General features: G+C 68.1%; 12 protein-coding genes. 8 read left to right on the forward strand and 4 right to left on the reverse strand.

What is annotated here, in order from left to right:
* Nucleotides 1-40: 40 nt before the first annotated feature.
* The 5 genes from JX552_RS02660 to JX552_RS02680 all read left to right on the forward strand — a co-directional run bounded on the left by JX552_RS02660 (nucleotide 41) and on the right by JX552_RS02680 (nucleotide 8,017).
* Nucleotides 41-1,759 carry an acyl-CoA dehydrogenase family protein gene (locus JX552_RS02660; protein ID WP_205875967.1) on the forward strand — a complete coding sequence of 573 codons (1,719 nt, stop codon included), beginning with the start codon at nucleotides 41-43 and terminating at the stop codon, nucleotides 1,757-1,759.
* A 533-nt stretch (nucleotides 1,760-2,292) separates the two neighbouring features.
* The gene (locus JX552_RS02665) at nucleotides 2,293-4,248 is read left to right on the forward strand and encodes a PE family protein (RefSeq protein WP_205875968.1); all 1,956 of its coding nucleotides are present in this window, start codon (nucleotides 2,293-2,295) and stop codon (nucleotides 4,246-4,248) included.
* Nucleotides 4,249-4,335: 87 nt separating this feature from the next.
* Nucleotides 4,336-6,321 carry a PE family protein gene (locus JX552_RS02670; RefSeq protein WP_205875969.1) on the forward strand — a complete coding sequence of 662 codons (1,986 nt, stop codon included), beginning with the start codon at nucleotides 4,336-4,338 and terminating at the stop codon, nucleotides 6,319-6,321.
* A 75-nt stretch (nucleotides 6,322-6,396) separates the two neighbouring features.
* Nucleotides 6,397-7,074 (forward strand): TetR/AcrR family transcriptional regulator, encoded by a 678-nt coding sequence (locus JX552_RS02675; RefSeq protein WP_205875970.1) that lies wholly within the window; start codon nucleotides 6,397-6,399, stop codon nucleotides 7,072-7,074.
* A 1-nt stretch (nucleotide 7,075) separates the two neighbouring features.
* Entirely contained in the window at nucleotides 7,076-8,017 is a 942-nt protein-coding gene (locus JX552_RS02680) for a R2-like ligand-binding oxidase (protein WP_205875971.1), read from the forward strand.
* Between the two features lie 96 nt (nucleotides 8,018-8,113).
* Here the strand turns inward: JX552_RS02680 and JX552_RS02685 are convergent, their stop codons facing one another.
* Nucleotides 8,114-9,532: an NADP-dependent succinic semialdehyde dehydrogenase gene (locus tag JX552_RS02685; RefSeq protein ID WP_205875972.1), complete on the reverse strand. Its 1,419-nt coding sequence runs from the start codon at nucleotides 9,530-9,532 to the stop codon at nucleotides 8,114-8,116.
* Between the two features lie 77 nt (nucleotides 9,533-9,609).
* Here JX552_RS02685 and JX552_RS02690 point away from each other — a divergent pair, with 77 nt between their 5' ends.
* The gene (locus JX552_RS02690) at nucleotides 9,610-11,253 is read left to right on the forward strand and encodes an acetolactate synthase large subunit (RefSeq protein WP_205875973.1); all 1,644 of its coding nucleotides are present in this window, start codon (nucleotides 9,610-9,612) and stop codon (nucleotides 11,251-11,253) included.
* Between the two features lie 428 nt (nucleotides 11,254-11,681).
* Here JX552_RS02690 and JX552_RS02695 read toward each other — a convergent pair whose 3' ends face one another.
* Nucleotides 11,682-12,134, reverse strand: a complete 453-nt coding sequence (locus JX552_RS02695) for a hypothetical protein (RefSeq protein ID WP_205875974.1) — start codon at nucleotides 12,132-12,134, stop codon at nucleotides 11,682-11,684.
* A gap of 444 nt (nucleotides 12,135-12,578) precedes the next feature.
* Here JX552_RS02695 and JX552_RS02700 point away from each other — a divergent pair, with 444 nt between their 5' ends.
* Nucleotides 12,579-13,796 (forward strand): PE-PPE domain-containing protein, encoded by a 1,218-nt coding sequence (locus tag JX552_RS02700; RefSeq protein ID WP_205875975.1) that lies wholly within the window; start codon nucleotides 12,579-12,581, stop codon nucleotides 13,794-13,796.
* Here the strand turns inward: JX552_RS02700 and JX552_RS02705 are convergent.
* A complete protein-coding gene (locus JX552_RS02705) occupies nucleotides 13,776-15,221 on the reverse strand; it encodes a lipase maturation factor family protein (RefSeq protein ID WP_205875976.1) in 1,446 nt (481 codons plus the stop codon). The two genes, JX552_RS02700 and JX552_RS02705, sit on opposite strands and share 21 nt — an antisense overlap.
* A gap of 169 nt (nucleotides 15,222-15,390) precedes the next feature.
* On the opposite strand from JX552_RS02705, the gene JX552_RS02710 reads away from it, so the two are divergent.
* Nucleotides 15,391-15,903: a carbonic anhydrase gene (locus JX552_RS02710; RefSeq protein ID WP_205875977.1), complete on the forward strand. Its 513-nt coding sequence runs from the start codon at nucleotides 15,391-15,393 to the stop codon at nucleotides 15,901-15,903.
* Here the strand turns inward: JX552_RS02710 and JX552_RS02715 are convergent.
* Nucleotides 15,871-20,061: an alpha-(1->3)-arabinofuranosyltransferase gene (locus JX552_RS02715; RefSeq protein ID WP_205878175.1), complete on the reverse strand. Its 4,191-nt coding sequence runs from the start codon at nucleotides 20,059-20,061 to the stop codon at nucleotides 15,871-15,873. The two genes, JX552_RS02710 and JX552_RS02715, sit on opposite strands and share 33 nt — an antisense overlap.
* Nucleotides 20,062-20,075 lie beyond the last annotated feature (14 nt).

Here is a 20,075-nt window from a genome sequence, read left to right on the forward strand (position 1 = left end):
TACCCGTCGTCGAATCCGAAATCGCTCTGGAGCCACCCTCATGCTGCTCAATCCCAACAAACTGCAACGCAAGTATCCGGATGCCCGGTCGGGAGAGATCATGCAGGCCACGGTGGAGTTCTTCGAGAACCGGGGCAAGGCGAAGCTCAAGCACGACGCGCATGAGCGCGTCTGGTACACCGACTTCCTCAACCACATCGCGGAGAACCGGATCTTCGCCTCGCTGCTGACGCCCGCCGAGTACGGCGCCTCGGACCCGGATCTGGCCTGCCGCTGGGACACCTACCGCATCAGTGAGTTCGCCGAGATCGTCGGTTTCTACGGGCTGAGCTACTGGTACCCCTTCCAGGTCACCGCGCTGGGTCTGGGGCCGATCTGGATGAGCGACAACGAGGACGCCAAACGCAAGGCCGCCGCCCAGCTGGAACAGGGCGAGGTGTTCGCGTTCGGCCTGTCCGAGAAGGCGCACGGCGCCGACGTTTACCAGACCGACATGGTGCTGACCCCGTCCGAACACGGGTGGGTCGCCAACGGCGAGAAGTACTACATCGGCAACGCCAACGTCGCCCGGATGACCTCCACGTTCGGCCGCATCGACGACGGTTCGGGCTCCCCGGAGTATGTCTTCTTCGCCGCGGACTCCCAGGACGAGCGGTACGAGTGCAAGAAGAACGTCGTCAACTCGCAGAACTACGTGGCGAACTACGCCCTGCACGACTACCCGGTCACCGAGGCCGACCTGCTGCACCGCGGCATGGGCGCCTTCCACGCCGCTCTGAACACGGTGAACGTCTGCAAGTACAACCTGGGCTGGGGCTCGGTCGGCATGTGCACCCACGCCTTCTACGAGGCGATCACGCACGCCACCAACCGCCACCTGTACGGCACCGTCGTCACCGACTTCAGCCATGTCCGCCGGCTGCTCACCGACTCCTACGCGCGCCTGGTCGCCATGCGACTGGTGTGCACCCGGGCGTCGGACTACATGCGCAGCGCATCCGCCGACGATCGCCGCTACCTGCTGTACAGCCCGCTGACCAAGGCTAAGGTCACCAGCGAGGGCGAGCGCGTGATCACCGCGTTGTTCGACGTCATCGCGGCCAAGGGCGTGGAGAAGGACATGTTCTTCGAAACCGTCGCCCAGGAGATCGGCATGCTGCCCCGGCTGGAGGGCACCGTCCACATCAACATCGGGCTGCTGGCCAAGTTCATGCCCAACTTCCTGTTCGCCTCCGACGCGGCACTGCCGCTGATCGGGCGCCGCGACGACGACGCCGACGACACGTTCCTGTTCAACCAGGGGCCCACCGGTGGCCTGGGCAAGGTGCGGTTCCACGACTGGCGGACGCCGTTCGACAGCTACGGTCACCTGCCTAACGTCGCGCTGCTGCGTCAGCAGGTCGACGTGCTGGCCGAGATGCTGGCCGGCGCCACTCCCGATGCCGCGCAGCAGAAGGACATCGACTTCGCCTTCGGCTTGGGCCAGATCTTCGCGCTGGTGCCCTACGCCCAGCTGATCCTGGAGGAGGCCCCGCTGTCCGGCGTCGACGAGGCGCTGCTCGACGAGATCTTCGGTCTGCTGGTCCGCGACTTCAACAGCTACGCCGTCGAACTGCACGACAAGGTCGCCACCACCGACGAGCAGGCCAAGTTCGCGCTACGGATGATCCGCCGGCCGGCCAACGACCCGGCGCGCTACGACACGGTGTGGAAGGAATTCGTGCTGCCGCTCAACGGCGCGTACGAGATGCGCCCGTAGCGGGGGCCGGTGTTTGATCTTTTCCCCCACCTCCGCCCGGCCATTCCAGTAGGGCGCTGAGGTCCGCCGTCGACGCGCTCGACCGCGCTGGTGTTCGGCCGAGCCGGCGTCGTTGGCGACCGCACGCGGCAACTCGGCCTGAACGGCGCGCGGCGCCGGCTCGAGGATTCGGCTGGCGGACATTGATCGTGTCATTTGCCGTGTTGATCATCCCGGAGCGCAATCTCATGGACAGCGCGACGATGCTTTCCGCGGCACTAATTTGATGTCCTCATCGTAGTACTGAAATACATCGGATCAGCATCGCTGGACGAAATTGGATCACCATTCTAGAAATGGTTGAAAAACAGGATCGGGACTTTCTGATCAGTACATTGCCAAGTGTCACAACGGATTTAGTGTCCCAACACCAGACATCAAAATATCCCGGTGGCTGAGCGCAATAAAGCGATCAAAAATTGCCAAAAGCCAGCCGGAATCTCGATATGCCTCTAAATTCACTGCATCTGATTCGGGTGTATTAGGGAGTAATCATGTCGTTTGTGATCGCGACACCGGCGGTGGTGTCGGCGGCGGCCGGGGATCTGATGAACATCGGCTCGGCGTTGCGCGCAGCCAATGCGGCAGCGGCGACGCCGACCATCGAGGTCCTGGCCGCCGGCACGGATGACGTGTCTGCGGCGATCGCCGCGCTGTTCGGGTCGCATGCTCGGGCGTATCAATCACTGAGTGCTCAGGTGACGGCGTTTCACGACCAGTTCGTCGCCGCGATGGCTACCGGGGCGGGTTCCTACGCCACCGCGGAGGCCTTGAACGCATCGCCGCTGGGGATGCTCGAACAGGGCGTGCTCGGGGTCATAAACGCGCCCACCCAGGCGCTGTTGGGGCGACCGCTCATCGGTGACGGCGCCAACGCGACCACGGCGGGCGGCAACGGAGGCGACGGTGGGCTGTTGTTCGGCAACGGCGGTGCCGGCGCGGCAGGTGGTGCCGGCCAAGATGGCGGACGCGGCGGCAGCGCCGGGTTGTGGGGCAACGGTGGCGCTGGCGGCGCCGGGGGAGCCGGTCAGGCCGGCGGCGCCGGCGGAAGCGGCGGGTGGTTGTTCGGCAACGGCGGCAACGGCGGCAACGGCGGCGCCGGCGGAAGTGCCGTGCTGGGCGGCGGCAACGGCGGCGCCGGAGGCAATGCCGTCCTCTGGGGTGCAGGCGGTTCGGGTGGGGCTGGCGGCGCCGGCTACTACGCTCCCGACGCCGTGAATCCGCAGCCGGCAGCCCTGCCCTCACCAGGCCAGTCCGGTGTGAACGGAGTCAGTTACACGCAGGCGAACCAGGGGAACGGGACCGACGGCGGCCCGGGCACTCCCGGTACAAGTGTCCATGGGGGTGACGGCGCGACTTTCTACAGTGGCGGGCAAGGCGGCACGGGTGGCGACGGCTTCGGTGGCGGGTTCGTCAACGGTGGCGCCGGGGGCACCGGTGGTGACGGCTTCGTCGATGGGGCAGGCGGCAACGGCACGCCCGGCGGTGCGGGCGGCACCGGAGGGTCGGCCACCAGCCTCCGCGGGTCCAGCCAGGGAGGTGCCGGCGGCAACGGCGGTGCCGGCGGCGCAGGCGCCATGGGCGGTACCGGTGGAGGCGGCGGCGACGCGTTCGCCAACGGCAGCAGCGGTCATGCGTCCGGTGGCACCGGCGGCAACGGTGGCACCGGCGGGATCGGCGCCGACGGAGGCAACGGCGGTCAGGGTGGTGCGGGCCTGCAATTCAACGGTCGGGGCGGCGATGGTGGTCATGGCGGCACCGGTGGGGCCGGCGCCTCGGGGGGCCCCGGAGGCGCGGGTGGGGCCGGAGGTGCGGGAGGTCATGGCGGCTGGTTGATCGGGAACGGCGGGGCCGGCGGCGCCGGCGGTGTGGGCGCCAACGGCGGTTGGGCTGTAACGGCTGCCAACGGCGGCGCCGGCGGCGGCGGAGGGGTCAGCAGCTTTGTCGGCGGCAATGGCGGGGTCGGCGGCACCGGGGGTGTCGGCGGCAGCGGCGGCGCCGGCGGCGCCGGCGGTCACGGCGGGGCCGGGGGAGCGAGCGGTTGGCTAATGGGCGACGGCGGAGCCGGCGGGCTCGGAGGACTTGGTGGAGATGGCGGCGGCGGTGCCCAGGGCGGCGGTGGCGGCTTCGGTGGTGCCGGCGCCGCCGGTATCTCCTTCGGCGGCAACGGGGGAGCCGGCGGCAGTGGTGGCAACGGAGGCAGTGGCGGTAACGGCGGCAACGGTGGCGACGGCGGAGCCGGCGGAGCCGGCAGCCTGTTGGGCCACGCCGGCAGCGCCGGGGGCGGCGGCGCCGGCGGCCACGGGCTCAGGGGTGGTATCCCCGGCTCGGGTGCCGACGGGGGTGACCGGGGAACCGGAAACACCACGAATGGAAGCAGGGGCGCCACCGGCGCCGACGGCGTGTCCGGCGCGAGAGGCGTCGACGGCAAGACGGGCAATGCCGGCTGATTCCCCGATTGAGGCGGCGCAGCAACGCGGCCGGCTTCGGCTGCGCTGCGCCGGGCTCGGCTGATCAGAAACTTTGAAGGGTTAACCATGTCGTCTGTGTTCGCGACGCCGCCAGCGGTGTCGGCGGCGGCCGGAGATCTCAACTCGCTCGGATCGGCGTTACGGTCGGCCGGTGCGGCGGCGGCCGTGCCGACCACGGGGGTATTGGCTGCGGCTGCCGATGAGGTGTCGGTGGCGATTGCGGCATTGTTCAGCTCGCATGCTGTCGCGTATCAATCGCTGAGTGCTCAGGCGCTGGCGTTTCACGATCAGTTCGCCGCCACCCTGGCCGCAGGAGCGGGTTCCTACGCCAACGCCGAGGCGGTGAACGCTTCACCCCTGCAGGCTGTCGAACAAGGTGTCCTGGGCGTCCTCAACCCGCCGACCCTGACGTTGTTGGGCCGGCCGCTGATCGGCGACGGCGCGAACGCGACGACGCCGGGCGCCAATGGCGGCGACGGTGGCTTGCTGTTGGGCAATGGTGGTGCTGGTGCGCCCGGGGTCGCGGGTCAGAACGGTGGGCGCGGCGGTAATGCCGGGCTGTGGGGTAACGGCGGACAGGGCGGTGCCGGAGGTCCCGGGCGCGCGGGCGGTGCCGGCGGTAATGGTGGATGGCTTTACGGCAACGGTGGCAGCGGTGGTAGCGGTGGCGCCGCGCTCGCGGTGGCAGGCAGTGGTGGTGCCGGTGGCGCCGGCGGCAACGCCGGCGTGTGGGGTAACGGCGGACAGGGCGGGGCCGGTGGCGCCGGGCACAGCGCCCCTGCCGCCGTGAATCCGCATTTCAACGGCCCTTTCAGCGGCGGCCAACCCGGCGCCGATGGCCTCGACTCCGGGCCCGCGGACGGCCGCGTCATAGGTCTACCCGGCGGCAAGGGGGGTCCTGGGACAGCTTCGGATGTAGCCGGCGGCCAGGGTGGCAATGGTGGTGGCAACACCCGTGAGGCGGGTTTGTACAGCTTCGGCGGCCCAGCCGGCGATGGCGGTGACGGCTTCGCGGGCGATACGTCCAGCGGCGTCGGCACACCCGGTGGTCAGGGCGGACGGGGAGGGTTTGCCGCTGCGGTAGACCGCGGGTCTGGTGGAGCCAGCGGCGGACACGGTGGGGCCGGCGGTCCTGGTGGCACTGGCGGCGGCGGTGGTGGCGGCGGCGAGGCTCGCACTGACACCGGGACGGCTCGCGGTGGCGCCGGCGGTACGGGCGGCACCGGCGGCACGGGTGCGGAGGGCGGCGTTGGCGGCGAAGGCGGGGTCGCAACCAGCATCAACGGCGCCGAAGCCAGAGGCGGAAATGGTGGACTGGGCGGTACCGGCGGGGTCGGCGCTTCCGGGGCTGCCGGCGGTGCGGGCGGCGCGGGAGGTGCCGGAGGGCACGGCGGTTGGTTGATCGGCAACGGTGGGGGTGGCGGCGCTGGTGGTAACGGGGCTACCGGCGGATTCGGCGCGGCCGGCGCTGGTGGTGGGATGGGCGGCGGTGGCGGCGCCGCATACACGGCCGATGGAGCCGGGGCAATCGGCGGCACCGGAGGTCAGGGAGGCGGTGGAGGTGACGGCGGCCACGGTGGCGCAGGCGGGGCCGGAGGCCACGGTGGTGCCGGCGGACACAGCGGCTGGCTGATGGGCAATGGCGGGGACGGCGGACTCGGTGGGCACGGCGGTGGCGGCGGCGCCGGCGGTGGGGGTGACCCCGGCGGCTTGGGCGGTAACGGCGCACCCGCCGGCCCGATCCTCGGCAACCCGGGCACCGGCGGCACCGGCGGTGACGGAGGAGATGGAGGCGGCGGCGGTAACGGCGGCGCAGGTGGCAATGGCGGCGACGGCGGTCACGGCGGCGCAGGTGGCTCCGGCGGCATGTTCGGCCGTGCGGGGAGCGCCGGTGGCGGTGGTGGGGCGGGCCACGGGGTCGGCGGTGGTCCCGGTGGTTCGGGCGCCGACGGCGGTAATCCGGGGTCAGGCGGCAACGGAACCGGAGTGAAGGGCGCCCCCGGCGTCGACGGTGGTCAGGGCGCGCACGGTAGCGACGGCAACCCGGGCTAATCCGACTGACTTCGCCTTGACCGTGAAGTGCCTCACAGTAGAATGACTACTGGTCATCAAACGCGAGGGGGCAGTATGCCGACGGTTACCTGGGCACGCGTCGATCCGGCCCGTCGGGCGGCGGTCATCGAAGCCGCGGAAGCAGAATTCGGCGCGCACGGCTTCTCCAATGGCAGTCTCAACGTGATCGCCCGGCGTGCCGGCGTCGCGAAGGGCAGCCTGTTCCAGTACTTCGCGGACAAGCGGGACCTCTACGCCTACATCGCCGACGTCGCCAGCCAGCGGGTGCGTGCCTACACCGAAGGCGTCATCCGCGACCTCGATCCGACTCGGCCGTTCTTTGAGTTTCTCACCGAACTACTGGACGCGTGGGTCGCCTATTACGCCGAGCATCCTCGGGAACGCGCGTTGCACGCCGCGGCGACCTTGGAGGTCGACACCGACGCCCGCATCAGCGTGCGCAACGTCATCCACCGGCACTACCTGGAGGTGCTTCGGCCGCTGGTGGCCGAGGCGCACCGGCGGGGAGATCTGCGCGCCGACTCCGACACCGACGCGTTGCTCTCGTTGCTGCTGATGATCTTCCCCCACCTGGCACTGGCGCCGTACATGCGCGGGCTGGATCCGATCCTCGGTTTGGACGAGCCGACGCCCGAACAGCCGGCGCTCGCGGTGCGCAGGCTCGTCGCGGTGCTCTCCGACGCGTTCTCCGCGCCGCGCCCTGCCGTCCGCCCCGCCCGATCGGAGGGATGACATGACCCGCACCCACACCGGCTCGATGGTCGCCGGCGGCCTCAACTGGCAGAGCCTGCCGCTGAAGCTGTTCGCCGGTGGCAACGCAAAATTCTGGAACCCGGCCGACATCGACTTCTCCAAGGACGGGGAGGACTGGCAGAACCTGTCCGACGCCGAGCGCGACTACGCCATTCGCCTGTGCGCCCAGTTCGTCGCCGGCGAGGAAGCGGTGACCGAGGACATCCAGCCGTTTATGGCCGCGATGCGCGCCGAGGGACGGCTGGGTGACGAGATGTACCTGACTCAGTTCGCATTCGAAGAGGCCAAGCACGTCCAGGTGTTCCGCCTCTGGCTGGACGCGGTGGGCGTCAAGGATGACCTGCACGGCTGCCTCGACCCGCTGCCCACATACCGGGACATCTTCTATGAGGAGTTGCCGGACTGCCTGAACGCCCTGACCGGTGATCCGTCACCGGCGGCCCAGGTGCGGGCGTCGGTCACCTACAACCACATCGTCGAGGGCATGCTGGCGCTCACCGGCTATTACGCGTGGAACAAGATCTGCGTCGAACGCGGAATCCTTCCGGGCATGCAGGAGCTGGTGCGCCGCATCGGCGACGACGAGCGGCGCCACATGGCGTGGGGCACCTTCACCTGCCGTCGCCACGTCGCGGCCGACGACGCCAACTGGACCGTCTTCGAGAACCGCATGAACGAGCTGATCCCGATGGCGCTGCGACTCACCGAAGAGGGCTTCGAACTGTACGGCCAGCAGCCGCCGTTCGGCCTGAAGCCCGATGAGATGTTGCAGTACTCCACCGACAAGGGCATGCGACGGTTCGGCACGATCAGCAGCGCCCGCGGCCGCCCGATGGGCGAGATCGACCTCGACTACTCGCCGGTGCAACTCGAGGACGACTTCGCCGATGAAGACGAGCGCGCGCTGGCGGCAGTTTCCTAGCGGAACCCTGGTAGCGCGAGCAGACGCAAAAGCACCCGAAACAACGGCGTTTCGGGTGCTCTTGCGTCTGCTCGCGGGGGACAGCCGGGCGGACGGTTACTCGGTCTTCTTGCTGCCGCTGGTGTCAGCGGTGTCGCTCTTGCCCACCCAGACCGTCTTGGCGTTGCAGAACTCGCGGATCCCCAGGCCCGCCAGCTCGCGGCCGTAACCTGAGCGCTTGACACCGCCGAACGGCAGCTCCGGGTAAGACACCGTCATTCCGTTGATGAAGACGGCTCCCGCCACGATGTCGTCGATGAAGCGTTGCTGCTCGGCGTCGTCCTCGGTCCAGGCATTCGATCCCAGTCCGAAGGTGGTGGCGTTGGCGATTTCGATCGCCTCGTCGATGTCGGCGGTCCGGTACACCGATGCGACCGGGCCGAAGACCTCCTCGGTGTAGAGCGCCATGTCTTTGGTGATGTCGGTGATCACGGTCGGCGGGTAGAACCAACCCGGCCGGTCCGGGGTCTCACCGCCGCAGCGGACCTTCGCGCCGGCGGCAACGGCGGCATCCACCTGTCCGGCAATCTCGTCGCGGCCGCTCTCGGTGGCCAGCGGTCCGACCTGGGTGTCGGGGTCGGTCGGATCGCCGACTTTGAGCGCCGACATCTGCTCGACGAACTTGTCCACGAACGCGTCGTAGATGTCGGCGTGCACGATGAATCGCTTTGCGGCTATGCAGGATTGACCGTTGTTCTGGATTCGGCCGGTGACCGCCGTCTTGACAGCGGCGTCCAGGTCCGCGGAGGGCATCACGATGAACGGGTCGCTGCCGCCGAGTTCCAACACGGTCGGCTTGATCTCGTCCCCGGCGATGGCGCCGACCGACTGTCCGGCCGGTTCACTGCCCGTGAGGGTGGCGGCGGCGACGCGGGGATCGCGCAGGATCTTCTCGACGGCGCCGGAGGCCACCAGCAGAGTCTGGAAGCACCCGTCGGGAAATCCGCCGCGCGCGATGACATCGGCCAGATACAGCGCGCACTGCGGGACGTTCGATGCGTGTTTGAGCAGCCCGACGTTGCCCGCCATCAGCGCGGGCGCCGCGAACCGCACGGCCTGCCACAGCGGAAAGTTCCACGGCATCACCGCCAGCACCACGCCCAGCGGCTGGTAGCGCGTGAAGGCCCGGGATGCGTTCACCTTGCCGGCATCGGCCGGCTCGTCGGCGAGCAGTGCTTCCGTGTTCTCGGCGTAGTAGCGAAACCCCTTGGCGCACTTCAGAACTTCGGCCTTGGCGCTGGCCAGCGTCTTGCCCATCTCCAAGGTCATGATGGCCGCGGTGTCGTCGGCCTCGGCCTCGAGCAGGTCGGCGGTGGCGTTTGCCCACTCGGCACGCTGGGCATAGGTGGTGTTGCGGCGGTAGTCTTGGAAGCGCGCGTAGGCGCGCGCTATCGCCTGCTCGACTTCGTCGTCGGTCGCGGGGGTGAAGGTCTTGACTGTCTCGCCGGTGGCCGGGTTGATGGTGGCGATGGGCACGTCGGCCCTCCTGTCAGGGTTGTCGTGAACCGTCCGACAACTAGCCTGCCACTAGCAACCAAACAGAGGGGTGGCGGATGTCCACAGCGGCTGAGCTGATCGTCAAGTGCCTGGAAAACGAGGGCGTGACCGTCGTCTTCGGGATACCCGGAGAGGAGAACATCCGATTCATTAAGGCGCTGGCCGCCTCCGATATCCGCTACGTGCTGACCCGGCACGAACAGGGCGCGGCCTTCATGGCCGAGATGTACGGCCGGGTCACCGGGCGCGCGGCCGTGGTCTCGGCGACCCTGGGACCGGGGGCCATCAACATGCAGCTCGGGGTGGCCGACGCCACTACCAACAGCACCCCGATGGTGGCCATCTCCGCGCAGGTCGGCCAGGACCGTGAGTACAAGGAATCCCACCAGTACGTCGACCTGGTGTCGATGTTTGCTCCGATCACCCGCTGGTCGGCCGGCATTCCCACTGCGCACGCCATACCGGAGATGGTCCGCAAGGCGTTCAAGGTCGCCGAGACCGAACGCCCGGCGGCGGTGTATCTCGCCGTGCCCGAGCATCTGGACGCCGATGAGGCCGACTACGAGTTGGGGCCGTTGCCGCGCAATGTGGTCCGGGCTGACGCGCCGGCCGCCCGACAGGTGGCGCGCGCGGTCGACATTCTGCGCGCCGCGCAGCGTCCGGTGGTGCTCGCCGGGCACGGTGCCGCGCGCAGCGACGCCTCCGCGGCGCTGATCAGGTTCTCCGAGGAGCTCGGCATCAAGGTGGCCAACAGCTTTCACGGAAAAGGCGTGATGCCGGACGATCACCCGAACGGCATCGGGACGCTGGGATTCATGCGCCATGATTACGTCAATTTCGGGTTCGACAACGCCGATGTCGTCATCGCGGTCGGCTATGAGTTGCAGGAATTCGATCCGGTCCGCATCAACCCGCACGCCGATAAGAAGATCGTCCACATCCACCGCTTCCCGGCCGAGGTTGACGCGCACTACTCCGTCGACGTCGGCATCATCGGTGACATCAGCGACTCGCTCAATCAACTCACCGACGCCATGGAAGGCCGTCGATTCGACGACGTCGGGGTGCCCGGCTCCGGTCTGCTGGACGAGGAGTTCGCTCGGGGGCAACAGGATTCGCGATTCCCGTTGGCGCCCCAGCGGGTGGTTGCCGATACCCGCGCGGCGCTGGGGCGCGACGACGTGGTGCTGGTCGACACCGGCGCCACCAAGATGTGGATGGCGCGGCTCTACCCGACCTATGAGCGCAACACCTGTCTGATCTCAAACGGACTGTCCACCATGGGTTTTGCGTTGCCGGGTGCGTTGGGGGTGAAACTGGCCCGGCCGGAGTGCAAGGTGTTGTCGGTAGTCGGCGACGGCGCCTTCCTGATGAACTCCCAGGAGATCGAGACCGCGGTGCGGGAAAAGATCCCACTGGTGGTGCTGATCTGGGAGGACGGCGGATATGGCCTGATCGAGTGGAAGATGGATCTCGAACTCGGCGAGCACCACTACGTGTCCTTCGGCAACCCGGATGTCGTCAAGTACGCGGAAAGCTTCGGCGCTAAGGGATATCGGATCGGCAGTGCTGAGGAGCTGTTGCCGACGTTGCGGGCGGCCCTGGACGACGACGGTGTGTCGCTGATCGCGTGCCCGGTCGACTATTCGGAAAACCTGCGACTCACTGACCGGCTGGGCGAGTTGGACGAGACGCTATAGAAGCCACCCCTGAGTTCACACGCGTCGCCGCTATGAATTCAAGGATTGACGGCGGCGCGAATTTCCCGAAACGAACAATCGCGGTGTGTTGCTGTGTGCGACACTCCGGAAATGCGGGAGGCCGAGCGAGGGCTCGAACCGTGGTGTTTCCCGGCGCGGGTGTCGCGAATGAAGGTAAAGAAAATCAAGGTCATCGCCGCGTTGCTGGTCGGGATAGCGGTGGTGTCGGTGGGACTGCCCGATGACAGAGTCGGGTGGGGCGAGAGAGTGCCCCGCCGCCTGTCGCCGCGCTATGTCGTTTCTGCGTGGGAATGGTTGAAACTTGCCGAGATCTTCGGCTTGACCTCAGCTCTCGCCGAAGGTGTTCCGAGTCTTGCGGATCTCGGTGAGCAGGCCATGTCAGGTCCCGATAGGGGCCTGGCAGCGTGTCATCGATCGATTCTGGTGAGCGTGAATCTGTCAGCGTGGTCGGCAAGCGCGCACGGCGCCGAGCTGTTGAAGAAGTCGACCTCGCCGACCAGCGTCACCGGATCCCACCATTGCGTGACGGTGACCGGATGCTCGCTGGCGGGGATCCAGCGGCCGAAGTCGCCGGCGGTGTGGCCGGGGCAGGTCACGCCCCCGGGGATGGTCCGGGTATTGGTGTAGCGCCCGTCCACCAGTGCGGCCTCGAAACTCCGCCCTGAAGCGGTCGTGACATGAGCGACGCAGTCGGGTGCGCAGTTGGTCCTGATGGTCCACATGCCGGTGTCACCGTCCTCGTCCGCGTAGAGATAGACACCAGCCGACGTTGGCGACTCGGCTTGTGCGGACGGCGGTGCCACGGTGACTCCCAATGTGGTTGCGAGCGCCGCGGCCGCTGCGAATGCGATGACCTTCATGACCCTGACCTCCTGATTCAGCCCAATACTAGAAGCATAGATCCAGAAATATTTTTCGTTAATAGCTGCCGGGTATGACTTTCCTATGAGGGCCGATGTTCGGTGCCCCCGGGGGGCTCAACCCGAACCTGGACTGGGCGGCGCGGGTTGCTTCGGCGCGATATCACCTGTAGGTCAACAAGATTCGCTGTTCGCCGGCTCCGAGTCCGGCGCTGGTTCTTGGCAAGCTCACCGGTGTGGCAGCGAGCACGCGTCGGGTTGTGTCGCGTCTGACAGCACCGACGTCAACGAACGCGCCCGCCAGCGCCGCCTGACCCGAAAGGCGTCGCGCGCGCATCTGGCGACGGCGAATAACCCCAGGTTCACGCAAAGTCGAGCCATACCTCCGGGCTGCGGGTAACCTCGCAACTGCCTGTTCCCCGGTCGCGCAGGAAGGGGTCAACTGTGTCGTATGTCGTTGCGGCGCCTGACTTCCTGCTCGCGGCTGCTGAAGATCTGGCCGCGACGGGTTCCGTCATCTCGGCGGCGAGTGCGGCAGTGGCGCACACCACGACCTCGTTGTCGGTCGCCGCCGAAGACGAGGTGTCCAAGGCCGTGGCAGCGTTGTTCGGCGGGCACGGCCGCGAATATCAGGCGGTGGCCACGCAAGCGGCGCACTACCACGAGCGCTTGACCGTCGCCTTGGCGGCCAGCGTGAATGCCTACGCGTCCACCGAGGCCGCCAACGCCTACGCGCTGCCCAACGCAGCCGCGGCGACGAGAATCACCGTGCCCGGTGCGGGGCCCCTCTACCTGCCGAACTTCTTCACGCGATTTCCCTACCTGGGGCAGTTGTTCTATGGGAGCGGCGTCCCCGGCCCGGTCTCGGTGTCGATACTGCAGGGGTATGACCTGATCAACCACGCCATCGGGCAGAACTGGTTCCCCGGCAGCCTCGCTCAGGTCGTCAACTATCCGGCCAGCATGGGCCTGCTGAGCGGTAGCCTGGCGGCGCCGGATGTCAACGACGCCGTCGCCATGGGCCAGGGAGCGCTCAACGACCAGATCATGAATGCCGTTCTCAACGGCGGCGGTTCGCCCATAAGTGTCGCCGCGCTGTCGCAGGGGACCATCGTCGTCAACCGCCAGCTGGCGTACCTGGCGGCGAACCCGGGCGCCGCCCCGCCGCCCCACGCCTTGCAGTTCGTCCTGTTCGCCAGCCCGGAGCTCGGCGTGCTGCAGACCTACCTGCCCGACGGGTTCACCTTGCCGATAGTGAACTACACGGTGCAGCCCTTGGCGAACACGCAGTATGACGTCGACGTGGTTTTCGCCCAGTACGACGGCTGGGCCCACTTCCCCGATCGTCCCTGGAACATTCCGGCCGTCGTGAATTCGCTGTTCGGGGTGGTCTACTACCACAACACAGCGTCACTGGCTTCGATGTCGGAGGCGATCGAGTTGTCCAGCGTCGCTACCCCACTGGGGGGAACCATCACTACGTACATGATTCCGTCGCCGACCCTGCCGATCTTGCTGCCGCTCCAGCAATTAGGTGTCGCGCAATCAGTCATCAACAACCTCAATGCTTTTCTGCAACCCCTCGTGAACAGTGGCTATTCGTCGCTGGCGCCTGATACGGGCCCGTATTTCTCCCACGGGTCACTTGTCCTGGGCATCTGACCGGCCGGGCAACCCTGTTGCAGGCACAAAACTCCCGATCAGTGTGCGATGCCACCAGGCCCGGTCGCGGCGCAGTTCGGCCGGAGTGGTGAAGCGGTACCTGTACAGTTGCGCGCGTACGTAGCGCGGCGGTGACTCTGGGAAAGGGTTGTGTCGCAACAGCTTCAACGTCGCTCGGTCGTTGCGCAGCAACCGGTGCAGGAACGGCGTCAGCCAGGCCGACGCATAGCCCGGCGAGATGGCGGCGAACCACATGAGCCAGTCCAGCCGCAGGTGGTAGGGCGCGAACTGGCGTGGCAGCCGCCGCACGTCGGTGGGCTTGCCCTTGAATTCGTACTCCTGCCAGTTCGTCTGGTCGGTCACCGACGCATCGGCAGTGCCTTCGATCACCACCTCCTGTCGAATCCGGCTCACACTGCCGAAGGCGCCATAGGTATTGCAGAGATGGAAGGCGTTGAACGACGCGTTCATCCGCTGCCCGGGTGACAGCATGTTGCGCGTCGGCCAGTAGCTCAGCACCAGCATCGCCGCGGCGACACCGATCACCGCAACGACGAACCACAGTGGTGGATTCGGCACGGCTCCGCGTGAGCGCACATCAACCAGCGCATCCACCGCCGTCTGATCAACGGCGCCGAAAGCCAGCAGAATCGTCAGCCAGTTCAGCCAGGCGAAGTTGCCCGACGCAACCAGCCACAACTGGGTGATGACGATGACGGCAGCCGCGACACTGGCCACCGGCTGCGGAGCGAACAGCCCGAACGGCACCACCAATTGCGCAAAGTGGTTGCCCGCCACTTCGATTCGATGCAGCGGCCGGGGCAGGTGGTGGAACAACCAGCTCAACGGGCCCGGCATCGGCTGGGTTTCGTGATGGTAGTCAAGGCAGGTGAGGTCGCGCCAACACGAGTCGCCGCGCATCTTGATCAAGCCCGCGCCGAACTCGACGCGGAACAACAGCCAGCGCACCAACCACAACACCAGCACCGGAGGCGCCACCTGCCCGTTGCCCAGAAAAACCATCAGAAAGCCGGTTTCCAGCAACAGGGACTCCCAGCCGAATCCGTACCACGTCTGGCCCACGTTGACGATAGACAGGTACAGCACCCACAGCGTCAGCCACATCAGCATCGCCGCCCACAACGGCACCAGATCCAGACCGGCTACCATCGCGGCCGCCACCGCCGCGCCGAACCACGACACCCCGGCGAACAGCCGGTCGGAGTAGTGCAGGTGGAAAATGCTCGGGGCCCGCCAGAACGATCGCCTGGTCAGATACGCCGGCACCGGTAGCATCCCACGCGCGCCGATCAGCGGCCGGAACTGCCGCGCCGCCGCAACGAACGCGACCAGATATATCGCCGCTACGCCGTGCTCCAACACCAATGCGCCCAGCCGGTATTCGGGTGCCGAAAACCAGTTCATGGCCACCACTCCTCGGATTATGGCGACTACGTGCGATCTTGCCCCTAGAGCCGCGATTCACCCGGTAGGGTTCCTCAGCGTCGTGTCCCCTCCGCGCTCCGGCACCGGAAAGTTGAGCAGAGAATTGCACAAAGCTGAATTCCTAAACCGCGCTTTTGGACGTCGCCGAATGCTGGCCCTGGGGGCGGGCGCATTGGGTTTGACAGCGGCGGCCACCGCGGTGCCGCGCGCCTCGGCGGCACCGGACGTACCGCCCCAGAACTATGACGCCATGTTGTTGATGTGCATCGATCCTCGCTTCGTGCACCCGACAAATGAATACATGCTGGGGCGAGGCCTCGTGAACCGGTACAGCCAGTTCGCGCTGGCCGGCGCCGGCGCCGGCGCCGTTTCCCAGCACTGGGAGGCCTGGCACAACACATTCTGGGACAACCTCGCCGCGTCGATCGAACTGCACTCGATCAACGGCGTTTTCGTGGTCAACCATCGTGACTGCGGCGCGGTCCAGATCGCCTACGGCCCTGACGCGATCTCAACGCCGGAGCGTGAGACGGCCACGCACGAAAGGATTCTCGGTACCTTCCGCGAGGAGGCGCTGCGCCGGCATCCGGGAATCGACGTCGAGACTTGGCTGATGGCGCTGGACGGCTCAGTGGAACAGATCGGCCCCCGCAGTCTTTGATCGGCCGATCGATGTTGTGGTGACCACCGACGCGGCGACTGCCGCAAGTGAAATCAGTGCCAGCAGTTGAACACTCGCGGAATGGCCCGCGTAGCCGTCGGCAGACCGCCAGGGATGGCGCGACAGCACCGCACCTGCCGCCACGATCCCACCGGCGCTGAGTCCGACGGTCAGCGCGTCGCGCCAGCGGTCCGGCACCACATGCCGCACCCCGAGCAGGGCCGCGACCACCACGGCACCGACGGCGCCGGCGATCAACGCTCCCGCTCCCAGAACCGCCACTCCGGCCCATGCTCCGGAAGGCCACGCGACCGCGGCCGGATCGTCCCAGGAACCGTTGCGGCGCCGCCACAATGCCAGAACCGCCAGCAGCGGTAACAGGCTCAACCCCACTCCCAGGCCGCCCCGATACACCGCATTGGAGGCAAAGGTCAGCGTGATGGTGCCGGCGTCTCCAGCCGGAACCAACCATCCCTGCTGCCAACCGTTGACGGCCACCGGTTTCAGGCGCGCGCCGCTACTGCTGCGGGCCACCCAGCCAGGGTTGATGCTCTCCGGAATCACCAGCACCCGGTTGTCGCCGGACGCCGGTGCACGCACCTCGCGGCGGACCGGCTCCCACACCCTCACCTCTGCGGAAGCGACAGGCGCAGAAGCTGATTCAGGAGCGGCTGACAACTGCGCACCATCCACCACGAACGCCGCCCCCGGACTGATCAACAATTCCTGCGGGCCGGCCGGCAGTTCGATCGGACCGGGTTCGCAGGGCTGTGCCGCAACCGGCTCGCCGTCCAGCAACGCGCCGGCGGTGGTCCGGACGGACGTGTGCAGGAACCGCCCGGCCACCGCGATCACCGGGCCGTGCTCACAGTCGACGACGACCTCCCGGTCGCGGGCGGCCGCCCCGGGCCGGGCGGGCGCCACCGGGGCGCCGTCGGCGCCCAACACCGCCACCTCAGCCAGCCCCGGTGGCTTGAGCTGGTCGAAGCCCAGCGCGTTGCGGTCGATGATGTCCTGCCAGTCGAGCAGGCTGACGGTCACGGTGTCGGTCACCCGGGGGTGCAGTTTCAGCGTCTGCGCGTCGCGGCCCGGGTCCACGGCCTGTGCCTGTGGTCCGTCGCCCAGGTCGACGGCCACCATCGTCGGATGGGCGGGCAATGTCGTGGCGCTGGGCGCCAACCGCAATCCGGTGACCTCGGTGGCCCGCGGCAGCCGCAGGGTCAGCGTCGGCGGCGTCTTGTATTGCACCACCCGCTGCGGCGCGGTCCACGCCGTCGCCGGGTCGCCATCGGTGGCCGCATACGCCGAGCCGAGGACCTCGACCAGATCGGAATCGCCGTAAGCCCGCGTGGTGTCCGGCTCGGCGACCAGGTCCGCCAGTTTGGGTCCCTGCCGGGAGCGCACCCATACCGTCGGAGTCACCGTCATGGGGACCGGCACCGTCAAGGTACGACTGAGGTTGACCGGCTCTTCGGGAGCCAGCGCCATCGACGCCGCGCAGCGCACGCTGTCCGGCCCCGGCGCACAGCCCGGCCGGCCCAGCAGTTCGGCGCCCACGTCCCAGCGGGCGATGGTTGCGCCGGGCGGCGGCCCCGGCACCAACACGGTGTGGCGCAACTGCACCGGATGGGCGAAACCCGACGCGTCGTACTGGGTGACCGTCAGGTCGGTAATGCCGAACTGCACTCCGGCCGACCCGTCGTCGGTGCCGGCCGCCGTGACCCGCACCCACGGCGTCTCGCCGACGGGCAGCGCGGCGCTCAACGGTTTTCCGGACTCCTCGAACCGCAACGTGGTACTGCCATTGGCCGTTTCGACGAGGATGCGGCGGACCTGTGCGCCGACGGCCGACGCACTCGGTGTCAGGGTCAGGACCGCGTTGGTCACCGGATGGTCGAAGTCGACCTGCAACCACTGGCCGACGGCGGCCTGCAGGGCGTTGGACACCCAGGCGGTTGCCGGGTCGCCGTCAACCGCGGCGGCGGGTGAGGTCGCCGTCGCGACATCGGGCAGCGCCGTGGCATCCGAGGACGAACTCGACACGGTGATGCGGCCGCCGGTCCAGCTTCCGTAGACCGTGTCGGCACCGGGGACGGGGTAATCGGGCACCCGGTTGTACGTGTGCCGGGCGTCCCCGGGCGCCCGGATCGCCGACGAATGCAAGTCGACGCGGCCGTAGTCGGTTTCCCGGGCCAGGGGGGTGTCGGTGACGGTCACCACCGGCGTGGGTAGCCCGGCGGCGTGGGCGTCCGCGGTCATCAGCACCGGGCCCAGCGGTGGACGACCCAGCAGCCGTCGCCGTTCGTCGAGCCGCAACAGCACCTCGGGACCGCCGTCGACGCGCGGCAGCAGGTCGACGTCGGCGAAGTAGGGCGCAGCGGGATTGTGACCGGCGCTGACCCGGAATATCTGCACGGCCGGGTAGCGTGGCCGCAGCCCGCTGTCGTTGACGAAGCCGGCCAGCAGGCCCGGACCCACCGGCGCGCCGAACTCGGCAACCTCGGTCAGCCCGGGCGAACCCGCGATGGCGCGGTGCACCAGGATCGGTCGCGCCGACCGCGACGACTCCGGATCCAGATCGTTGCGCACCACCACATACGAGATACCCTGCCGCACAAGGGAATCCGCTAGTCCTGCCGAAGGCTGTCCGGCGGCGAAGAGTCGTTGCACCGAATCCAGCGCGCGGATGGTCTGCGGCGGTGTCAGCGGGATTGAGTCGCGAACCCCCCAGGCGCTGCTGCCCAACACCTGCAGCGGCTCGTCGTGACTGGTCCCCCACACCTGGGTGGCGAACGGCGCGCCCGGCACCACCAGCACCCGACCCTCCTGGTGTTCGGTGAGCCAGTCGGCCGCCTCGTGCCAGTAGTCGGGTATCGCGCTGAACGTGCCCGGTGGTGTCAGCCGCGTGGACCACGCCAACGACGTGCTTACCAGCAGGCCGGTCAACGCGACGATCCCGACCGCCACCCGACGGTCGCGCTCCGGATGAGCCAGCGCCGTCAGCCATACCGCCTGCGGCGCGCTGCCCGGTAGCGGGATCCGGCCCAGCACCTGCGCAAAGCCGAGCGCCAGCGGGATTCGGACCACCGGCCCGAGCTTGTGCACGTTGCGCAGCGGAGTGCCGGCGCCGTCCAGGAACGCTTGCACCTGATGAGCCACCGGCGAACCCAGCCCACCGCTGTAGCCGACGGCCAGCAAAACCACCCCGACCAGCAGCATCCCCACCAGTCGGCCACGGGCCGGCATCGCGGTACTGGCCAGCCCGGCCAGCCCGGCTCCGGCGACCAGGCAGGTGCCCAGGATGGCCACCGGCCCGGTGACCAGCGGGGCTCCCGCCGTCGCCGTGGGCGCCACGAACGGTGTCCAGCTGTCGGTGCCGCGCAACAATTCCACCAGCGACGACCACTGAGTCGTCACGCCCGAGGACTCGATGAAGTCCAGAAACGGCGGGCTGACGCCGCGCAACTGGCTCAGCGCTACCACCCACCACGACACCGCCGGAACCAGCGCCACCACCAGCCACCCGGCGTAGCGCAGCCACCGCCGGCCAGGCCGGTGAGCGACCAGCCAGATCGCCGCGGGCAGGCATCCGGCCAGCGTCGCGATCGCGTTGACCGCGCCCATCAACGCCACCGCCAGGCCGGCCTGGCCGGCCAGCACCCGCGCCGAGCGCCCGGAGCCGCCCCGCAACGCGAGGATGGTCGGCAGCAACACCCACGGCGCCAACATCATCGGCAGCGTCTCGGAGGATATCGATCCCAGCGTGGTCAGCAGCCGCGGTGACAGCGCGAACGCGCCGGCGCCGAGTATCCGGGACGTCGGGCTGCCGATGCCCAGCGCCTCGGCGACCCGCAGCATCCCCCAGCAGCCGACCGTCAGCAGCAGCGCCCACCACAGTCGCTGGGTGACCCAGCCGGGCACCCCGAGCGCATGGCCGATCAGGAAGAAGGTGCCGTGCGGAAACAGGTAGCCGTAGGCCTGATTCTGCGACTGGCCGAACGGCAGCTCGCTGTTCCACAAATTGGTGGCGCGGGTCAGGAAGCGCAGTGGGTTGGCGGTGAGGTCGAGCTTGGTGTCAGGCGAAATCTGGCCGGGGGATTGGGCGAACGACAAAACGAGTGAGACGGCCCCGACCAACAGCAGCCAGCGACGCGACAGGCCCGAGAGCTCGA

This window comes from Mycobacterium gordonae (assembly GCF_017086405.1).
GTDB classification, from domain to species: domain Bacteria; phylum Actinomycetota; class Actinomycetes; order Mycobacteriales; family Mycobacteriaceae; genus Mycobacterium; species Mycobacterium gordonae_D.

Excerpts from the sequence above, each read along its gene's own strand:
- JX552_RS02660 (WP_205875967.1), top strand. The coding sequence starts at position 41 with ATGCTGCTCAATCCCAACAAACTGCAACGCAAGTATCCGGATGCCCGG.
- JX552_RS02665 (WP_205875968.1), top strand. The coding sequence starts at position 2,293 with ATGTCGTTTGTGATCGCGACACCGGCGGTGGTGTCGGCGGCGGCCGGG.
- JX552_RS02670 (WP_205875969.1), top strand. The coding sequence starts at position 4,336 with ATGTCGTCTGTGTTCGCGACGCCGCCAGCGGTGTCGGCGGCGGCCGGA.
- JX552_RS02675 (WP_205875970.1), top strand. The coding sequence starts at position 6,397 with ATGCCGACGGTTACCTGGGCACGCGTCGATCCGGCCCGTCGGGCGGCG.
- JX552_RS02680 (WP_205875971.1), top strand. The coding sequence starts at position 7,076 with ATGACCCGCACCCACACCGGCTCGATGGTCGCCGGCGGCCTCAACTGG.
- JX552_RS02690 (WP_205875973.1), top strand. The coding sequence starts at position 9,610 with ATGTCCACAGCGGCTGAGCTGATCGTCAAGTGCCTGGAAAACGAGGGC.
- JX552_RS02695 (WP_205875974.1), bottom strand. The coding sequence starts at position 12,134 with ATGAAGGTCATCGCATTCGCAGCGGCCGCGGCGCTCGCAACCACATTG.
- JX552_RS02705 (WP_205875976.1), bottom strand. The coding sequence starts at position 15,221 with ATGAACTGGTTTTCGGCACCCGAATACCGGCTGGGCGCATTGGTGTTG.
- JX552_RS02710 (WP_205875977.1), top strand. The coding sequence starts at position 15,391 with ATGCTGGCCCTGGGGGCGGGCGCATTGGGTTTGACAGCGGCGGCCACC.